Source organism: Vibrio mangrovi (genome assembly GCF_024346955.1).
Taxonomy (GTDB): Bacteria; Pseudomonadota; Gammaproteobacteria; order Enterobacterales; family Vibrionaceae; genus Vibrio; species Vibrio mangrovi.
The window spans coordinates 917,608-933,552 of sequence record NZ_AP024883.1; the positions used below are offsets into that span (position 1 = coordinate 917,608).

A 15,945-nucleotide genomic window follows, 5' to 3' on the forward strand; every position below is an offset into this window, starting at 1 on the left:
ACACTCCCGTGTCTGGTAAATATGCCTCACTTCATGTGAGAGACGTGTTGTTTAATAGGGTGTTACGACCTTGTTACTAATAAAAAAATCAAGGCCGGACACCAATGTCGTGTCTAAGGCTAATTTAGTTTGTGCCCGGAGTTTACATCCGGTATCGATGACTAAACAAAGCTAATTATTTACAGAATTTTAAAGAATCTTTTTCCCGATAAAAGTGCAAGTGCGTATGATTACAATAAAGAAGGGATTGGATCTTCCTATTGCTGGAGCTCCTTCCCAGGTGATAAGTGATGGTAAAACCATCAGCAAAGTCGCCTTGCTTGGCGAAGAGTACGTCGGCATGCGTCCTACAATGCATGTCCGCGTAGGTGATGAAGTAAAGAAAGCTCAGGTCCTTTTTGAAGATAAGAAGAACCCAGGAGTGAAATTTACTTCACCGGTCTGCGGTAAAGTTATCGAAGTGAACCGTGGTGCAAAACGGGTTCTTCAGTCCGTCGTGATTGAAGTTGCCGGTGATGCACAGGAGACATTCGATAAGTTTGACGCTAGTCAACTTGCGAGCCTGGAGCGCGAGCAAGTTAAAACACAGTTGGTTGATTCCGGCATGTGGACTGCGTTCCGTACTCGTCCCTTCAGCAAGGTTCCTGCTATCGATTCTGCAACTAAGGCTATTTTTGTAACTGCAACAGATACAAATCCTTTGGCTGCTGATCCGCAACTGATTATTAATGAACAACCAGATGCTTTCGTTGCAGGTTTAGACGTTTTATCTGTTTTGACAGAAGGTAAAGTCTACGTTTGTAAACAAGGAAAGAGCTTACCTCGATCCTCTCAATCCAATGTGGAAGAACATGTATTCGAAGGGCCGCATCCAGCCGGATTGCCCGGAACACACATGCATTTCCTCTATCCTGTTGATATCAACCATGTCGCCTGGAGCATCAACTATCAGGACGTTATTGCCATCGGTCAGTTATTCCTGACGGGTGAGTTGTACGTTGATCGTGTTGTTTCTCTGGCTGGTCCGGTTGTCAATCAACCTCGTCTGGTTCGTACCATGATTGGTGCCAGCCTGGATGAACTGACCAACAATGAAATTATGCCCGGAGAAGTCCGTGTGATTTCTGGTTCTGTCCTTTCCGGAGTGAAAGCGAATGGCCCTCATGCTTATCTTGGACGTTACCACCTTCAGGTTTCGGTTCTCAGAGAAGGCCGTGATAAGGAATTTTTGGGTTGGGCTATGCCTGGCAAACATAAATTCTCAGTGACACGTTCGTTCCTTGGACACCTTTTCCAGGGCCAGCTTTTCAATATGACAACCACCACAAATGGTAGTGAGCGAGCCATGGTTCCGATCGGTAATTATGAAAAAATAATGCCGCTTGATATGGAGCCGACACTGCTGCTTCGCGATCTCTGTGCCGGTGACTCTGACAGTGCTCAGCGTCTTGGTGCTCTGGAGCTCGATGAAGAAGATCTCTCACTGTGTACCTTTGTGTGTCCTGGTAAGTACGAGTACGGTCTGTTACTTCGTGAATGCCTCGACAAGATTGAGAAGGAAGGGTAATTTCCATGGGTCTTAAAAAGTTTCTTGAAGACATCGAGCATCATTTTGAGCCGGGTGCCAAGTTCGAGAAATTGTATGCGCTGTATGAAGCAGCTGCGACAATTCTCTATACACCTGGTACAGTGACCAGAAAAAGCTCACATGTTCGTGATAGCGTGGATCTGAAGCGTATTATGATCATGGTGTGGCTGGCTGTTTTTCCTGCAATGTTCTGGGGAATGTATAATGCCGGCGGTCAGGCTATTACTGCATTAAATCACCTTTATCAAGGTGAGCAACTGGCAGGAGTCATTGACGGCAACTGGCATTACTGGTTTACCGATTTATTGGGTGGAACCCTGATGGCAGATGCTGCCGGATGGGGCAGCAAGATGTTGCTCGGTGCAACATATTTTCTTCCGATTTACCTGACTGTATTTATTGTCGGTGGATTGTGGGAAGTCTTGTTCTGTATTGTGCGTAAACATGAAGTGAATGAAGGTTTCTTCGTTACATCAATTCTGTTCGCACTTATCGTACCGCCGACACTGCCTTTGTGGCAGGCCGCTTTAGGTATTTCCTTTGGTGTTGTCGTGGGTAAAGAAGTCTTCGGTGGTACAGGCCGTAACTTCCTCAACCCTGCTTTGGCTGGACGTGCATTTCTGTTCTTTGCCTATCCGGCACAAATTTCCGGTGATGTTGTCTGGACTGCTGCTGACGGTTTCTCTGGTGCAACTGCACTGAGTCAGTGGGCTCAGGGTGGGCACAGTGCATTAGTAAATAATGTCACTGGTGAGGCTATCTCCTGGATGGATGCATTCGTCGGGAATATTCCTGGTGCGATTGGTGAAGTTTCTACATTAGCGCTTGCTATCGGTGCTGCTTTTATCGTGTACATGGGGATTGCCTCATGGCGGATCATTGGCGGTGTGATGATTGGTATGATCGCGCTTTCAACCCTGTTCAATGTGATTGGTTCAGATACCAACGCGATGTTTAACATGCCTTGGCATTGGCACTTAGTTCTAGGTGGATTTGCTTTTGGTATGTTCTTTATGGCGACCGATCCAGTTTCTGCATCGTTTACCGATAAAGGTAAATGGGCTTATGGGATTCTGATTGGGGTAATGTGTGTTTTGATTCGTGTTGTCAACCCGGCTTATCCGGAAGGTATGATGCTGGCGATTTTGTTTGCGAATCTTTTTGCACCATTATTCGACCACATTGTTGTTGAGAAGAATGTCAAACGGAGATTAGCGCGCTATGGCAAGCAATAACGATAGCATTAAGAAAACGCTGTTTGTTGTTATCGCATTGAGCTTAGTGTGCTCAATCATCGTTTCAACGGCAGCTGTCGGGCTGCGTAGTAAGCAACAAGCAAATGCAGTTTTGGATAAACAGTCAAAGATTCTGGAAGTTTCCGGTGTTGATATGTCATCCGGTAGCGTAACAGAACTGTATGCTCAGTATATTGAACCGAAACTGGTTAATTTTGAGACAGGTGAGTTTGTTGAGAAGACACCGGAAGATCTGACTGCTGTTCAGTATGATCAGCGTGCTGCGGCAAAAAATAAGTCAGAGTCCGTGAAACTGACTGCGGAAGAAGACCCTGCGAAAATCGGTTCCAGAGCGAATTATGGTCTGGTTTATCTTGTGAAGCAGGATAACAAAATCCAGCGCTTGATTCTGCCAATCCATGGTAATGGTCTATGGTCAATGATGTATGCTTTTGTCGCTGTAGAGACAGATGGTGATACGGTTGACGGCATCATTTACTATGAGCAGGGAGAAACTCCCGGACTTGGCGGTGAAGTGGAAAACCCGAACTGGCGTGCTCAGTTTGTTGGTAAGAAACTCTATGATGAAAATCATAAGCCTGCGATTAAGATTGTCAAAGGTGGTGCACCTGTGGGATCTGTACATGGCGTTGACGCACTTTCTGGCGCAACTCTAACCAGTACGGGTGTCCAGCACCAGTTTGACTTCTGGCTGGGAGATATGGGCTTTGGTCCATTCCTGGCAAAAGTCCGTGACGGAGGTCTGAACTAATGTCTACTGTGAAAGATCTGAAGAAGAGTCTGCTGGCTCCGGTGTTGGATAACAACCCGATTGCGTTGCAGGTTCTTGGTGTCTGTTCCGCTCTGGCGGTAACAACTAAGCTCGAAACGGCATTTGTTATGACGTTGGCAGTAACGTTTGTAACTGCACTTTCTAACTTTTTCGTTTCATTGATTCGTAATCATATCCCTAACAGTGTGCGGATTATTGTCCAGATGGCAATTATCGCTTCACTGGTTATTGTGGTTGACCAGATTCTGAAAGCATATCTTTACGATATTTCAAAACAGCTTTCTGTTTTCGTTGGTTTGATCATCACTAACTGTATCGTTATGGGACGAGCCGAAGCATTCGCAATGAAAGAAGCGCCAATTCCTTCGTTTATCGATGGGATTGCAAATGGTCTGGGATATGGTTTTGTCCTGATCAGTATTGGTTTCGTTCGTGAACTGTTTGGTTCGGGTAAGATTTTTGGGATGGAAGTTCTGCCACTGGTCAATAATGGTGGTTGGTATCAGCCAAACGGTCTGATGCTACTTGCTCCGTCTGCATTCTTCCTGATCGGCTTCCTGATTTGGATCATTCGTGTGTTCAAACCAGAACAAGTGGAAGCGAAGGAGTAAGGAACAATGGAACATTATATTAGTTTACTTGTAAGATCCATTTTCCTGGAAAACATGGCTCTGGCTTTCTTCCTGGGAATGTGTACTTTTCTGGCTGTTTCAAAGAAAGTAAAAACAGCTTTTGGTCTGGGGATTGCCGTTACCGTCGTTTTGACGATTTCCGTACCGGTAAACAATCTGGTTTACAACCTGGTCCTGAAAGAAAACGCGCTGGTTGATGGAATCGATCTGACCTTCCTGAGCTTTATCACTTTTATCGGTGTTATCGCTGCGTTAGTTCAGATTCTGGAAATGGTTCTTGACCGTTTCTTCCCACCTTTATACAACGCACTGGGTATTTTCTTACCGCTCATTACGGTGAACTGTGCGATTTTTGGTGGTGTATCATTTATGGTTCAGCGCGATTACAACTTTGCCGAGTCTGTTGTTTATGGCTTTGGCTCTGGTGCCGGGTGGATGCTTGCGATCGTTGCGCTTGCAGGTATCCGTGAGAAAATGAAATATTCTGACGTACCTCCAGGTCTGCGTGGTCTTGGTATTACCTTTATCACGGTCGGTCTGATGGCGTTAGGCTTTATGTCATTCTCTGGTGTTCAACTGTAAGTCGGGTAAACCGCAGCAATAAGGAATAGTCAATGGACATTATTCTTGGTGTAGTGATGTTTACTCTGATTGTACTTGTTTTGGTTTTGGTGATTCTGTTTGCCAAATCTAAGCTTGTACCAACAGGTGACATTACGATTCTAATTAATAACGATCCAGATAAAGCGATCGTTTCCAGCCCCGGCGGTAAACTGTTGGGTGCACTGGCGGGCTCTGGTATTTTCGTATCATCCGCTTGTGGTGGTGGTGGCTCTTGTGGTCAGTGCCGGGTAAAAGTTAAAGCGGGTGGTGGTGATATTCTTCCAACAGAATTGAGCCATATCTCTAAAGGTGAAGCTCGTGAAGGTGAGCGTCTGGCGTGTCAGGTTTCTGTGAAAACAGATATGGAAATCGAACTGCCGGAAGAAATCTTCGGAGTGAAAAAATGGGAATGTTCCGTTATCTCGAACGATAACAAAGCTACTTTTATCAAGGAGCTGAAGTTACAAATCCCTGACGGAGAATCTGTTCCGTTTCGTGCGGGAGGATATATCCAGATTGAAGCTCCGGCACACCATATCAAGTACTCAGATTTTGATGTACCTGATGAGTATCGTTCAGATTGGGATAAATTTAATCTGTTCCGCTACGAATCGAAAGTTGATGAAGACATCATTCGGGCATATTCGATGGCAAACTATCCTGAAGAATTTGGCATTATCATGCTGAATGTTCGGATTGCAACGCCACCGCCAAATAATCCGAATGTACCACCGGGTCAGATGTCATCTTATATCTGGTCTCTGAAAGAGGGAGACAAGGTGACGATTTCTGGACCGTTTGGTGAGTTCTTTGCCAAAGATACTGATGCGGAAATGGTCTTTATCGGTGGTGGTGCCGGTATGGCTCCAATGCGTTCTCACATCTTTGACCAACTGAAGCGTCTGAAATCTAAACGTAAGATGAGTTTCTGGTATGGTGCACGTTCGAAGCGGGAAATGTTCTATGTGGAAGATTTCGATGAACTGCAAGCAGAGAACGACAACTTCAATTGGTTCTGTGCACTTTCAGATCCATTACCGGAAGATAACTGGGACGGCTATACCGGTTTCATTCACAATGTTCTGTTTGAGAACTATCTGAAGGATCATGATGCACCCGAAGACTGTGAATACTATATGTGTGGGCCACCGGTCATGAACGCAGCAGTAATCAATATGTTGAAAGATCTGGGTGTGGAAGAAGAAAATATCCTTCTGGATGATTTCGGCGGTTAAGCTTTCGCTTCACTCTCGGTATAATATGGCTGGCTGTAAAAAGTCAGCCATTGTTTTATCCGGACCCGAAGCTTGTGATGTCAACAAGTATACACGTCAGTATGTTGTCTGACGGTGGCTGACATGAGGTATAAATATGAGTACTTTCCTGATTACTTTTGCAATGTTTGTGATTGTGATTGCTGCAATGGCAGTTGGATACATCTTTCAAAAGAAAATGGTCAGCGGTAGTTGTGGTGGTTTAGGCTCAGTCGGTATTGAAAAAGTCTGTAATTGCCCTGAACCTTGTGATGCCCGTAAGAAACGGGAAGCTAAAGAAGCAGCTAGAGCTGAACGTTTAGCTGAGTGGAATAAGGATCGCATTGCCTAAAATCGAATTTTGGTTCACTCATTGATTCATTACTTGCTGCTCTCATCAGATACTGACCGCTCTGTTTTGAGAGCCGCTTTTCTTCTTCTGTTTTCTTTTTTATCAGTCGATTGCTTTTCCTCTCACCTTTGTTTTATTTCCCGTATCCCACTTTCAGATAACTAATACATTAATCTATGAAATAGATTATCGATAAAATTAGATCGCGATTTTTGAAAAAGTTGTTATGATTAACTGTATATATATACAGTATTGTTGTGTTGTTATGTCGAGATTTGTTGCAGGAAAGCGATTTCTGGGGCGGGGAACTATGTCGACAATTCCGGGACGTTTTGATGTCCGGATTGTTGAAGCTGATGATTGCTCCAAAGCTGAGGCGATTCCGGATACTGAAGTTCGTTACGAATATGCAAAAACAGTGATTTCATCGAATCAGTCACCTGATATTCCATTTCGTCTTTCCGTAAATCCATATCGTGGCTGTGAACATGGTTGTATTTATTGTTTTGCCCGTCCGACACATGCCTATCTGGACTTATCTCCTGGTCTTGATTTTGAAACTCGTCTGACTGCGAAGATTAATGCGCCTGAGGTTTTCGAAGCGGAACTCAGACATCCTGATTATCAGTGTCAGCCTATTGCAATAGGGATGAATACGGACGCCTATCAACCGATCGAAAAAGAACTGAAAATCACTCAGAGGTTACTGAAAATTGCATATGAATATAAACAGCCTGTTTCTCTGATTACCAAAAGCTCTCTGATTCTTAGAGATCTTGAATTATTACAATTGATGGCATCAGAACATCTCGTTCATACGGCAATTAGCCTGACGACTCTGGATAATGATTTATCTCGCAGGCTTGAACCCAGAGCTGTTTCTGGTGCGGTTCGCCTGAAAACGATTCGAGCTCTGAGGGAAAAGAACATTCCGGTCACGGTGATGATTGCTCCGATGATTCCTTTTATCAATGACCATGAGTTAGAAGTACTGATCCAGGCAAGTGTTGATGCCGGAGCCGAGCGAGTCGGATACGTGATGTTGCGCTTGCCCCATGAAGTTGCACCTTTATTTGAAGATTGGTTACAGTTACATTTTCCACAGCGGGCTGAACGGGTACTTAACCATATTCGAAGTATGCGAGGCGGGCAGTTATATAATGGACAATTTGGAAAGCGGATGACGGGGGAAGGGGTTTATGCTGATCTCATCCGGCAACGTTTTCATCTGGCAAGACGTAAAGCCAGATTAGATGTCCGCGATCTGAATATATTGGATTGCAGTCGTTTTCAATTACCTCCCCGGAGCGGGGAACAAATGATACTGTTCTGATTTCATGGATGAGGGAGTAAATACGGTGTCGTCAGAAACGATCAGAAAAATTATCCATATTGATATGGATTGTTTTTTTGCTGCTGTTGAGATGCGTGATTTTCCTGAATTTCGGGGTATTCCATTAGCTGTAGGGGGAAGTCAGAAACAGCGTGGGGTGATTAGTACATGTAACTACGAAGCCCGTAAATTTGGGGTTCGCTCAGCAATGCCGACAGCTCAGGCACTCAAACTATGTCCACACCTGAGAGTTGTACCGGGAAGAATGGAAGTTTACCGGGCAACCTCAGTACGGATTCGGGAGATTATGTCCCGCTATACTGAAATGATTGAGCCACTGTCATTGGATGAAGCTTATCTGGATGTGACGAATTCTTCATCCTGCCATGGTTCTGCAACCTTGATGGCTCAATCGATTCGTGCGGATATCTGGAATGAATTACAACTGACTGCCTCTGCCGGAGTTGCTCCGGTTAAATTTCTGGCTAAAGTGGCCTCCGATATGAATAAACCTAATGGACAGTATGTTGTGACCCCTGAGCAGATGCAGGAGGTGATCGATAACTTGCCTCTGGAAAGAATTCCGGGTGTAGGTAAAGTTGCATTAGAGCGACTGCATCAGGCTGGTTTGTTTTTGGGGCAGGATGTCAGGCTGGCAAACTATCGGCAGTTGCTGCATGATTTTGGTCGTTTGGGCGCTTCTCTGTGGAAAAAGTGTCATGGTATTGATGAACGTGAAGTGGTTTCTAAACGGGAAAGGAAATCTGTAGGTGTGGAAAGAACACTGAGCCAGAATATCAGAACTTTTGAGGAATGCTGGACGCTGATTGAAAGGCATCTTTACCCTGAGTTGCAGCAGAGGCTGGATAAACTGGAAGAAAGCAGAGAAATTATCAAGCAGGGTGTGAAAATGAAATTCGCAGACTTTCAGTTGACGACTATTGAACATATTCAGGATCAGCTTGATTTAGACGATTTTAAAATTCTGTTACAAAAGATCTTACAACGGCAGGGAAACAGAGAGATCAGGCTGTTAGGGCTTCACGTCATGTTAAAGCCCAGAGAAGCTTATCAGCAACTGAGTTTCTTCTGATAAGAATTAAGGTGTTGGCATCATTTGTTGCCTTCTTCCTGCATGATCACATTTATGTTGCAATGTATAATTAGGTTATTATTGAAAAATGATATACCTGAGATTTCACAATAATGTCACTTAGTGTTAAGCAAAAGTATCTGACCATAACATGTCTGTTCGCCGGACTACTGTTCTCTTCCGGTGGCTACGCCGGACAATGCCATTTTAATATTCAGAATGAGGTTCATCTGACCAGGACGAAGCATATTCAGCAACAGGAATTATGTGATTCATTCGATCAATTGATAAAAGCAGAGCAGGACTTACAGGAAAAAATTCCTGAATTAAGAAACTATCAGGTGTTTACCATATAAACTTATCATTAGCAGAGCTGTACAACCAAGGGGCGGCAGCCCGGCAATTATTCAGCTATATACTGGAATTATCCAATGAGATTAAAGAATCTGGGGTTGCGTTGGCTGGTATCTAGCATGTCCTTATGTGTGGTTATTCTTTTTCTTATTTTTTATTTTGCATTTAAGTATGCCTGGACACATGAGAAGCAAGCCAGAGAAGCCCGTTATCTACAGCGTATGGAGACTGAGCGTGTCGAAACTCTTCTGGAAATGAAGGGAGCAGAAATGACTTCGGCACTGGCAGATTATGCAGCCTGGAATGATATGGCAGCATTCATTCGCTCTCCGGATGATACATTTAAAACTGACAGCATGAATTTGCATGCCTTAATCTCGGTTGGTCTCAACGGTTTTTTTATGTATGACCCTGATTTTAAACTGGTTTGGGGGCTTCGGTATGACTACCGGACACAGAGTACTATCGGCTTTGATGATTTAGATTTCCATCTCCGGAAGATTTTGCAGGAAACTTCTGAAATGCAGGAGGAAACAGTTCAGCCGATACTTCGTTTTCTGGTGATTAACGGCAGCCCCTATCTGGTTGCATCTTCCCGGGTCTGCAACAGTCAAGGGTATCAGTGTCATTCTGGTTATATGATCTTTTTGCAAGAGATACGTCAGTCATTTATTCAGGAAATAGAAAAAGCAACCGGGTTGATCTTATCCGTGCTGGTTGAGTCTTCTTTGGAACCTCTGACATATCCCACATTAGAAGATAACATTTCTTATATTGAGAAACATGGTTATCGCGATGATATGTATGTGCTGATCCGTATTCATCATGATGTACAGTTGCCCAGTTTTCTTGACTGGGAAGAAGTCTCTGCCTTAGTCGGTTTTTCAGTACTGATGTTCATGATTAATTTATATGTGGTGAACTATCTGGTAAGCCCGATTCGATCAGCAAATCAGGTTCTGGAAAAATTTAAGATCTCTGGTGGAAAAATGCCGAAGGCCAATACTTTCCTTTCCAAGGAGATGAGAGCGTTTTCCCAGACAATCAATAGCATTGTTGACCAACTGGAGAAAAGTCGTCAGGAGTTACAGTGGCAGTCAGAACATGATCCATTAACCCGTATCGCCAATCGACGACGTTTAGAGAAAGATATTCTTCGTTTCATCGAGGAGTGTCATTATCCGCACATGTTACTTTTTTTGGCCGATATCGATCATTTCAAGCAATACAACGATCATTACGGGCATATGGAAGGGGACTTTGTTTTGCAAAAAATATCCCGGGCTTTTTCTCAATTCCCTTTTGATGAAGAAATGAGTGTTGCAAGATTTGGTGGGGAAGAGTTTTGTATTGTACTGGCAAGTGATCATGAGTTGGATGGAAGTCGGTATGCAGAGCAGTTGGTTCGGTTAATTGAATCATTGAATATTCCTCATGCCTGCTCCCCAACGCAGCCAATCCTGACGATCAGTGTTGGCGGAATAGTGATTGAACATCCTGATGCTGAAGACTATCTACAGTTCTTCCATGAGGCAGATAGTGTACTTTATCAGGCGAAAGCTCTAGGTCGTGCCCGCTTCGTCGTTCAGCCGTTTACAAAAAATAGTGATTAATGATGTGTTCATATTTATTTACAGTTGAATATGTACTAATTTGAGTTCTGACTAGGTGATATCACGCAATTTGATTGTGAAACGTTGCATTTTTGATTATTGTACTCATCAACTAGTTCATTGGTATTCGTGTGAGTTGTATGACACAATCTTCGTCGCGTGATTTTTTCGCTTCTCGTCTTGGATTTATCCTTTCTGCCTCAGGGGCAGCTGTTGGTTTAGGAAATATCTGGGGATTTCCTACCCAGGCTGCTAGTAATGGCGGTGGTGCATTTCTGTTGGTTTACCTGATTTTGATCGCATTTGTGGCATTTCCTATGCTGGTCGTTGAAATGGCGATCGGACGGCATGGTCAGGCTAATCCGGTAGACAGTATGCGTTCACTTTCATCTCAGCCGGGAACTCAGAAAATCGCTTCCGGAGTCGGATGGCTGGGTTTGAGTGTTCCCTGTGCGGTACTGGCTTTTTACAGTATTGTCGGTGGCTGGATTATCTGTTTCTTTCTGGCTGCATTGAGCAATTTGTTGGGCTGGAGCGAAATATCACAGTGGCTGGAGGGTTTTTCGGTTGAACGCAATCTTCTTGGGACTGTTATTTTTTATGTTTTAACAATCTTAATTGTTCAGGGCGGAGTGAAACAAGGGATTGAAAAATGGTCAACCCGGCTGATGCCAGCGTTGTTTGTTCTGTTTGCTGTGTTATTTGTCTATATTCTGATGCAGGACGGTGCAGTTGAAGGGCTGAAACAGTATTTGATTCCTGATTTTTCTAAAATATGGAATAAAGACCTGATTCTTGCGGCTATGGGGCAAGGGTTCTTCTCATTGACGATCGGTGGATGTTCCATGCTGGTTTATGGTTCCTATCTGAGTAAGAAGGAAAACCTGCCGAAAATGGCTCTGAGTGTGACTCTGGTTGATACGGGGGTTGCATTTATTGCCGGTCTTGTCGTGATGCCAGCTATGTTTGTAGCGATGAAGCAGGGCGTTGAAATATATGCTGCAGATGGCAGTTTACTGAATTCGGATACGTTGGTTTTTCGGGTATTACCGATGATGTTTGAGAGTCTTGGAGTGCTTGGGCAGATATTTGCGGCGGTTTTCTTCCTGTTATTGACGATTGCTGCATTGACCTCGTCTATTTCAATGCTTGAATGTCCTGTGACACTGGTCAGCGAACGCTGGAATACTGGCAGAAATTCGACGACCTGGGGATTAGGAGCTGTGATTGCCGTATTCAGCGTCATTGTTCTTTATCATTTCTCTGAACTGTTTGGTCTGGTTGTCATGCTGGCGACACAGTATCTTCAGCCTTTTGCTGCATTAATGTTCTGTATATTAGGCGGCTGGGTCTGGCGTCATCATTCGAAAGTTGCAGAGCTTCAGCTCGGCTTTCCCGAGCTTCCTCAGCACTGGTTCGGACGTATATGGCCGACATATGTTAAATACATATGCCCGATCTTTGTGGTTGCTGTGCTGTGGTTTTCTCTGTTTTCCTGATGGGTTTCGTTGATGAGAGCAGTGCTCTCATCTGAGTAAAGACGACTCTGTATAAAATCCCTCAAGAGCCAGATTATGGCTTTTGAGGGGAATCATTTAACCTCTTCCTCTAGTTTTAGTTTTTCTGGAATGTGCATTTTTCTCAACAAATTCAATGATCATTCCTGCAATGTCTTTCCCGGTTGCTTTTTCAATCCCTTCCAGGCCGGGAGATGAATTTACTTCCATCACCAACGGTCCTCTGGAGGAACGGAGTAAATCAACACCGGCAACATTCAAACCCATGACCTTTGCAGCATCAATGGCTGTTTTTCTCTCCAGTGGTGAAATCTTAACCAGAGCCGCGGTTCCACCCCGATGTAAATTAGAACGGAATTCCCCTTCAGCTCCCTGACGCTTCATCGATGCTATGACTTTATCACCGATAACAAAACAACGGATATCCGCACCACCGGCTTCCTGGATATATTCCTGAACCATGATATTGGCTTTGAGTCCCATGAAGGCTTCAATAACACTTTCTGCTGCTTTACGGTTTTCTGCCAGAACAACCCCAATCCCCTGAGTTCCTTCAAGAAGCTTAATAACTACCGGTGCTCCGCCAACCATTTTCAGCAAGTCTTTTATATCATCCGGTTTACTGGCAAAGCCGGTAATTGGCATGCCGATTCCTTTTCTGGACAGTAACTGCATGGAGCGGAGTTTGTCTCTGGAACGGCTGATAGCAACAGATTCGTTTACCGGATAAACCCCCATCATTTCAAATTGACGCAAGACGGCAGTGCCATAGAAAGTCACCGATGCTCCAATTCTTGGAATGATGGCATCAAATCCTGATAGTTCTTCTCCTTTAAAGTGAATCTCCGGCTTTTCGGAGTTAATGTTCATGTAACAACGCAAGGCATCGATCACTTTGTACTCATGTCCCCGGATCTGGCATGCTTCAATGAGCCGCTGAGTTGAATAGAGAGAACTGTTTCTGGAAAGAATCCCTATTTTCATATGTTGTCACCGCCGGCAGAAAGTAAAAATGAAGCATCAGGATCGACAATAATTCTGGGACGCATTGCTGTTCTGCCCAATAGCATTCGGAATGCCATATTTTCACGATTCGTCAACGTAATGTCGATTGACCACTGCTCTGTCCCTAACTGAAGATCTGTACGGATAACATAGCGTTTTTCTTCATAACCACCAGAGTTTCTGACTATGCGTCTGTCAATGACAGGTGCTTCGCAAATAATGACCTCAGAATCATCTTTCTGCCGGGGATGAAGCCAGAAGCGAACCCACTGTAAGCCATCTTTAGTGAAGGCTTTTATCTTAAATGCGTGCAGACAGGATGTTTTTGCACCAGTATCGATTTTGGCATTGATGGATTTAATACCCAAAGCCGGAAGACTGAGAGTTTCTCTCCAGCCAACAATTATTTTTTCTTTCATCTTTGTGTTCTTCGATTAATGAAGGTGAATCGATAGGGGAGGCTCTGGGCAGTCGGCTTCTGCAATAGGATTTCCCCTCGGAAATCATAGTCCGAAGATATCGTGACATACAGAAGATTGCTCAAGTTTTAACCAGAATTGGCTTTGCCTGGAGGAACACTACCAGTAGTTTCGGGATTGAGCGAACAAAAAAATTGTCCGTCACGATAAATAATAATGATGATTATGGGGGGAATGGCTTATTAAGTACATGATCTGAATTTTCAGAGGGGCAAGGAGATGTGATTCGATGCAGTATTCTGAGTTTTAAGACAGTAGCGGAAGTGTTGTACTTCCGCTACTAGAGCTAGAGGTTAGTTTTTCTCAGGAATATGTTTCAGCATAACGATCATCTGTTCCCAGAACTGTTGCACTGTACTGATTTGTACTTTTTCGTCCGGAGAATGAGGGAATTTGATTGTCGGTCCGAACGATACCATATCCATATCCGGATAGGGTTGCTTGAATAATCCGCATTCGAGTCCGGCGTGAATGACCATAATGTTTGGTTTATATCCGTAGATCTTTTCATACTGCTCTCTGAATATCGCCATAATGACCGAATTAGTGTCTGGCTTCCAGCCCGGATAAGCATCATAGAAATCGACTTTGGCATTTGCCAGTTCTGCGATAGAGGTCAGGCTGCTTTCAACCTGCTGACGGCCAGAATCAATCAGAGAACGAATCAGGCTCAGGATCGAGACTCTCGAGTCTTCTGTTTCTACAACGCCCAAATTCAGTGATGTTTCAACAACCCCGGGGAAATCATCACTCATGCGGATCACGCCATTGGGACAAGCATTGAGAGTTGCGATAAAACGCTGCTGTGTCGATTGATCAAAGATTTGATGTTTTTCATGATCCAGCGTGATGTCATGGAGTTCAGTTACAATGTTGCCCTCGGTTTGCTCGAGTTCCCGGCAAATCGTATCCGTGAAGTGTTGAAAGGCTTCAGAAAGTTGAGAGGTATTCTCTTTCGGAAGAGATAAAGTGACCGAACCTTCCCGGGGGATTGCGTTTCGGAGTGTTCCTCCCTGAAAATCAATCAGATGAAGTGCGAGTGATTCAGCATTTTGTGCCAGGAACCGGGCTAGCAGCTTGTTTGCATTTCCTCTGCCCAGATGGATGTCACAGCCTGAATGCCCGCCTTTCAGGCCTTTCAGTTGTAGTTTCCGGACAACATGGTTTTCCGGTACTTCACTCCGTTGGATGTCAAAAGCCAGCAGACCGTTGATTCCCCCTGCGCATCCGACATAGACTTCTCCTTCCTGCTCAGAATCCGTATTGAGCAGGATTTCTCCCTCAAGGTAACCGGCTTCCAGGCCAAATGCTCCGGTCATTCCGGCTTCTTCATTAATGGTCAGCAGAACTTCTAATGGACCATGCTGGATATTGTCAGACGCCAGAACAGCAAGACAGGTTGCCATGCCGATGCCATTGTCTGCACCAAGGGTTGTTCCCTGAGCTGTGACCCACTCTCCGTCAATGTAAGGACGAATTGGATCATTCGCAAAGTCGTGCTCCGTCTCTTCATTTTTCTGTGGGACCATATCAAGATGAGCCTGTAGTACAACGCCCTTTCTGCTCTCCATTCCCGGCGTTGCCGGTTTTTTGATGAAGATATTTCCAGTTGGATCCCGCCGGACATCAAGTTGTTGAGACTGAGCCCAATCGATAATGTACCGGGCTAGCGCCTCTTCATGATATGAAGGGTGTGGGATAGAACATATTTTATCGAAAAAGCTCCAAACGAGATGTGGTGAAAGATTGCTAATTTCAGATTGGAATTCAGACACTGAAGACTCCTGTTCCCCGAAGTGATAAATAAGTTAAGCTTGATTGATGCGCAAGACGATGTGCACCAGTAGATAGAAGAAGAATATCACCCTCGTCATCATGGGGGTAGCATGTCCGTAGGTATTTTCACAAATAACATATTAAACAAGTTGAAATTAAATGTAGACATTTATGGAATAAAGTTTCAATTGATAAAGTTATTTTTGTAATTTAATTACCTAAAACTCAATTAAAAATGCTTTGTAATGGATTTTATTTGATTTTTGTCACATGTATATTGTAATAAATTTTCTTTATGGTATATTTTGAGCCGTTTGCA

15 protein-coding genes are annotated in these 15,945 nt (G+C 44.1%); 12 read left to right on the top strand and 3 right to left on the bottom strand.

Annotation, left to right across the window (positions count from 1 at the left end; all coding sequences use genetic code 11):
- Positions 1-226: 226 nt before the first annotated feature.
- The 12 genes from OCU74_RS04060 (at position 227) to OCU74_RS04115 (ending at position 12,348) form a co-directional block, all read left to right on the top strand.
- Complete coding sequence (locus OCU74_RS04060) at positions 227-1,567, top strand: Na(+)-translocating NADH-quinone reductase subunit A (protein WP_087480367.1); 1,341 nt, start codon at positions 227-229, stop codon at positions 1,565-1,567.
- A 5-nt stretch (positions 1,568-1,572) separates the two neighbouring features.
- A complete protein-coding gene (locus OCU74_RS04065; RefSeq protein WP_087480368.1) occupies positions 1,573-2,823 on the top strand; it encodes an NADH:ubiquinone reductase (Na(+)-transporting) subunit B in 1,251 nt (416 codons plus the stop codon).
- Positions 2,810-3,595, top strand: coding sequence for a Na(+)-translocating NADH-quinone reductase subunit C (locus tag OCU74_RS04070; RefSeq protein ID WP_087480369.1), 786 nt, complete (start codon positions 2,810-2,812; stop codon positions 3,593-3,595). The genes OCU74_RS04065 and OCU74_RS04070 overlap by 14 nt, the downstream gene beginning before the upstream one ends.
- Positions 3,595-4,227: an NADH:ubiquinone reductase (Na(+)-transporting) subunit D gene (locus OCU74_RS04075; protein ID WP_087480370.1), complete on the top strand. Its 633-nt coding sequence runs from the start codon at positions 3,595-3,597 to the stop codon at positions 4,225-4,227. The genes OCU74_RS04070 and OCU74_RS04075 overlap by 1 nt, the downstream gene beginning before the upstream one ends.
- A gap of 6 nt (positions 4,228-4,233) precedes the next feature.
- Positions 4,234-4,830 carry an NADH:ubiquinone reductase (Na(+)-transporting) subunit E gene (gene nqrE / locus OCU74_RS04080; RefSeq protein ID WP_087480371.1) on the top strand — a complete coding sequence of 199 codons (597 nt, stop codon included), beginning with the start codon at positions 4,234-4,236 and terminating at the stop codon, positions 4,828-4,830.
- Positions 4,831-4,862: 32 nt separating this feature from the next.
- Complete coding sequence (nqrF, locus tag OCU74_RS04085; protein ID WP_087480372.1) at positions 4,863-6,086, top strand: NADH:ubiquinone reductase (Na(+)-transporting) subunit F; 1,224 nt, start codon at positions 4,863-4,865, stop codon at positions 6,084-6,086.
- A 136-nt stretch (positions 6,087-6,222) separates the two neighbouring features.
- Complete coding sequence (gene nqrM / locus OCU74_RS04090) at positions 6,223-6,456, top strand: (Na+)-NQR maturation NqrM (RefSeq protein WP_087480373.1); 234 nt, start codon at positions 6,223-6,225, stop codon at positions 6,454-6,456.
- Between the two features lie 265 nt (positions 6,457-6,721).
- Entirely contained in the window at positions 6,722-7,789 is a 1,068-nt protein-coding gene (locus OCU74_RS04095; protein ID WP_087480374.1) for a PA0069 family radical SAM protein, read from the top strand.
- 4 nt (positions 7,790-7,793) lie between these two features.
- Positions 7,794-8,882, top strand: a complete 1,089-nt coding sequence (dinB, locus tag OCU74_RS04100) for a DNA polymerase IV (protein ID WP_087480375.1) — start codon at positions 7,794-7,796, stop codon at positions 8,880-8,882.
- Positions 8,883-8,995: 113 nt separating this feature from the next.
- Entirely contained in the window at positions 8,996-9,238 is a 243-nt protein-coding gene (locus OCU74_RS04105; protein ID WP_087480376.1) for a DUF2884 family protein, read from the top strand.
- Between the two features lie 75 nt (positions 9,239-9,313).
- Entirely contained in the window at positions 9,314-10,849 is a 1,536-nt protein-coding gene (locus OCU74_RS04110) for a diguanylate cyclase domain-containing protein (RefSeq protein WP_087480377.1), read from the top strand.
- Between the two features lie 140 nt (positions 10,850-10,989).
- Positions 10,990-12,348 (top strand): sodium-dependent transporter, encoded by a 1,359-nt coding sequence (locus OCU74_RS04115; protein ID WP_087480378.1) that lies wholly within the window; start codon positions 10,990-10,992, stop codon positions 12,346-12,348.
- A 96-nt stretch (positions 12,349-12,444) separates the two neighbouring features.
- On the opposite strand, the gene rimK is transcribed toward OCU74_RS04115, so the two are convergent.
- The 3 genes from rimK to OCU74_RS04130 all read right to left on the bottom strand — a co-directional run bounded on the left by rimK (position 12,445) and on the right by OCU74_RS04130 (position 15,625).
- A complete protein-coding gene (gene rimK, locus OCU74_RS04120; RefSeq protein WP_087480379.1) occupies positions 12,445-13,350 on the bottom strand; it encodes a 30S ribosomal protein S6--L-glutamate ligase in 906 nt (301 codons plus the stop codon).
- On the bottom strand, positions 13,347-13,790 hold the full coding sequence (locus OCU74_RS04125) for an ATP-dependent zinc protease family protein (RefSeq protein ID WP_087480380.1): 444 nt from the start codon (positions 13,788-13,790) through the stop codon (positions 13,347-13,349). The genes rimK and OCU74_RS04125 overlap by 4 nt, the downstream gene beginning before the upstream one ends.
- A 353-nt stretch (positions 13,791-14,143) precedes the next feature.
- Positions 14,144-15,625: an aminoacyl-histidine dipeptidase gene (locus OCU74_RS04130; protein ID WP_087480381.1), complete on the bottom strand. Its 1,482-nt coding sequence runs from the start codon at positions 15,623-15,625 to the stop codon at positions 14,144-14,146.
- Between the last annotated feature and the right edge of the window lie 320 nt (positions 15,626-15,945).

Bases quoted from the DNA above. Each gene is read 5' to 3' on its own strand.
- OCU74_RS04105 (WP_087480376.1), top strand. From the start codon at position 8,996: ATGTCACTTAGTGTTAAGCAAAAGTATCTGACCATAACATGTCTGTTC.
- dinB (WP_087480375.1), top strand. From the start codon at position 7,794: ATGGATGAGGGAGTAAATACGGTGTCGTCAGAAACGATCAGAAAAATT.
- OCU74_RS04065 (WP_087480368.1), top strand. From the start codon at position 1,573: ATGGGTCTTAAAAAGTTTCTTGAAGACATCGAGCATCATTTTGAGCCG.
- OCU74_RS04075 (WP_087480370.1), top strand. From the start codon at position 3,595: ATGTCTACTGTGAAAGATCTGAAGAAGAGTCTGCTGGCTCCGGTGTTG.
- OCU74_RS04095 (WP_087480374.1), top strand. From the start codon at position 6,722: ATGTCGAGATTTGTTGCAGGAAAGCGATTTCTGGGGCGGGGAACTATG.
- nqrM (WP_087480373.1), top strand. From the start codon at position 6,223: ATGAGTACTTTCCTGATTACTTTTGCAATGTTTGTGATTGTGATTGCT.
- OCU74_RS04110 (WP_087480377.1), top strand. From the start codon at position 9,314: ATGAGATTAAAGAATCTGGGGTTGCGTTGGCTGGTATCTAGCATGTCC.
- nqrF (WP_087480372.1), top strand. From the start codon at position 4,863: ATGGACATTATTCTTGGTGTAGTGATGTTTACTCTGATTGTACTTGTT.
- OCU74_RS04060 (WP_087480367.1), top strand. From the start codon at position 227: ATGATTACAATAAAGAAGGGATTGGATCTTCCTATTGCTGGAGCTCCT.
- OCU74_RS04115 (WP_087480378.1), top strand. From the start codon at position 10,990: ATGACACAATCTTCGTCGCGTGATTTTTTCGCTTCTCGTCTTGGATTT.
- OCU74_RS04125 (WP_087480380.1), bottom strand. From the start codon at position 13,790: ATGAAAGAAAAAATAATTGTTGGCTGGAGAGAAACTCTCAGTCTTCCG.
- nqrE (WP_087480371.1), top strand. From the start codon at position 4,234: ATGGAACATTATATTAGTTTACTTGTAAGATCCATTTTCCTGGAAAAC.
- OCU74_RS04070 (WP_087480369.1), top strand. From the start codon at position 2,810: ATGGCAAGCAATAACGATAGCATTAAGAAAACGCTGTTTGTTGTTATC.
- rimK (WP_087480379.1), bottom strand. From the start codon at position 13,350: ATGAAAATAGGGATTCTTTCCAGAAACAGTTCTCTCTATTCAACTCAG.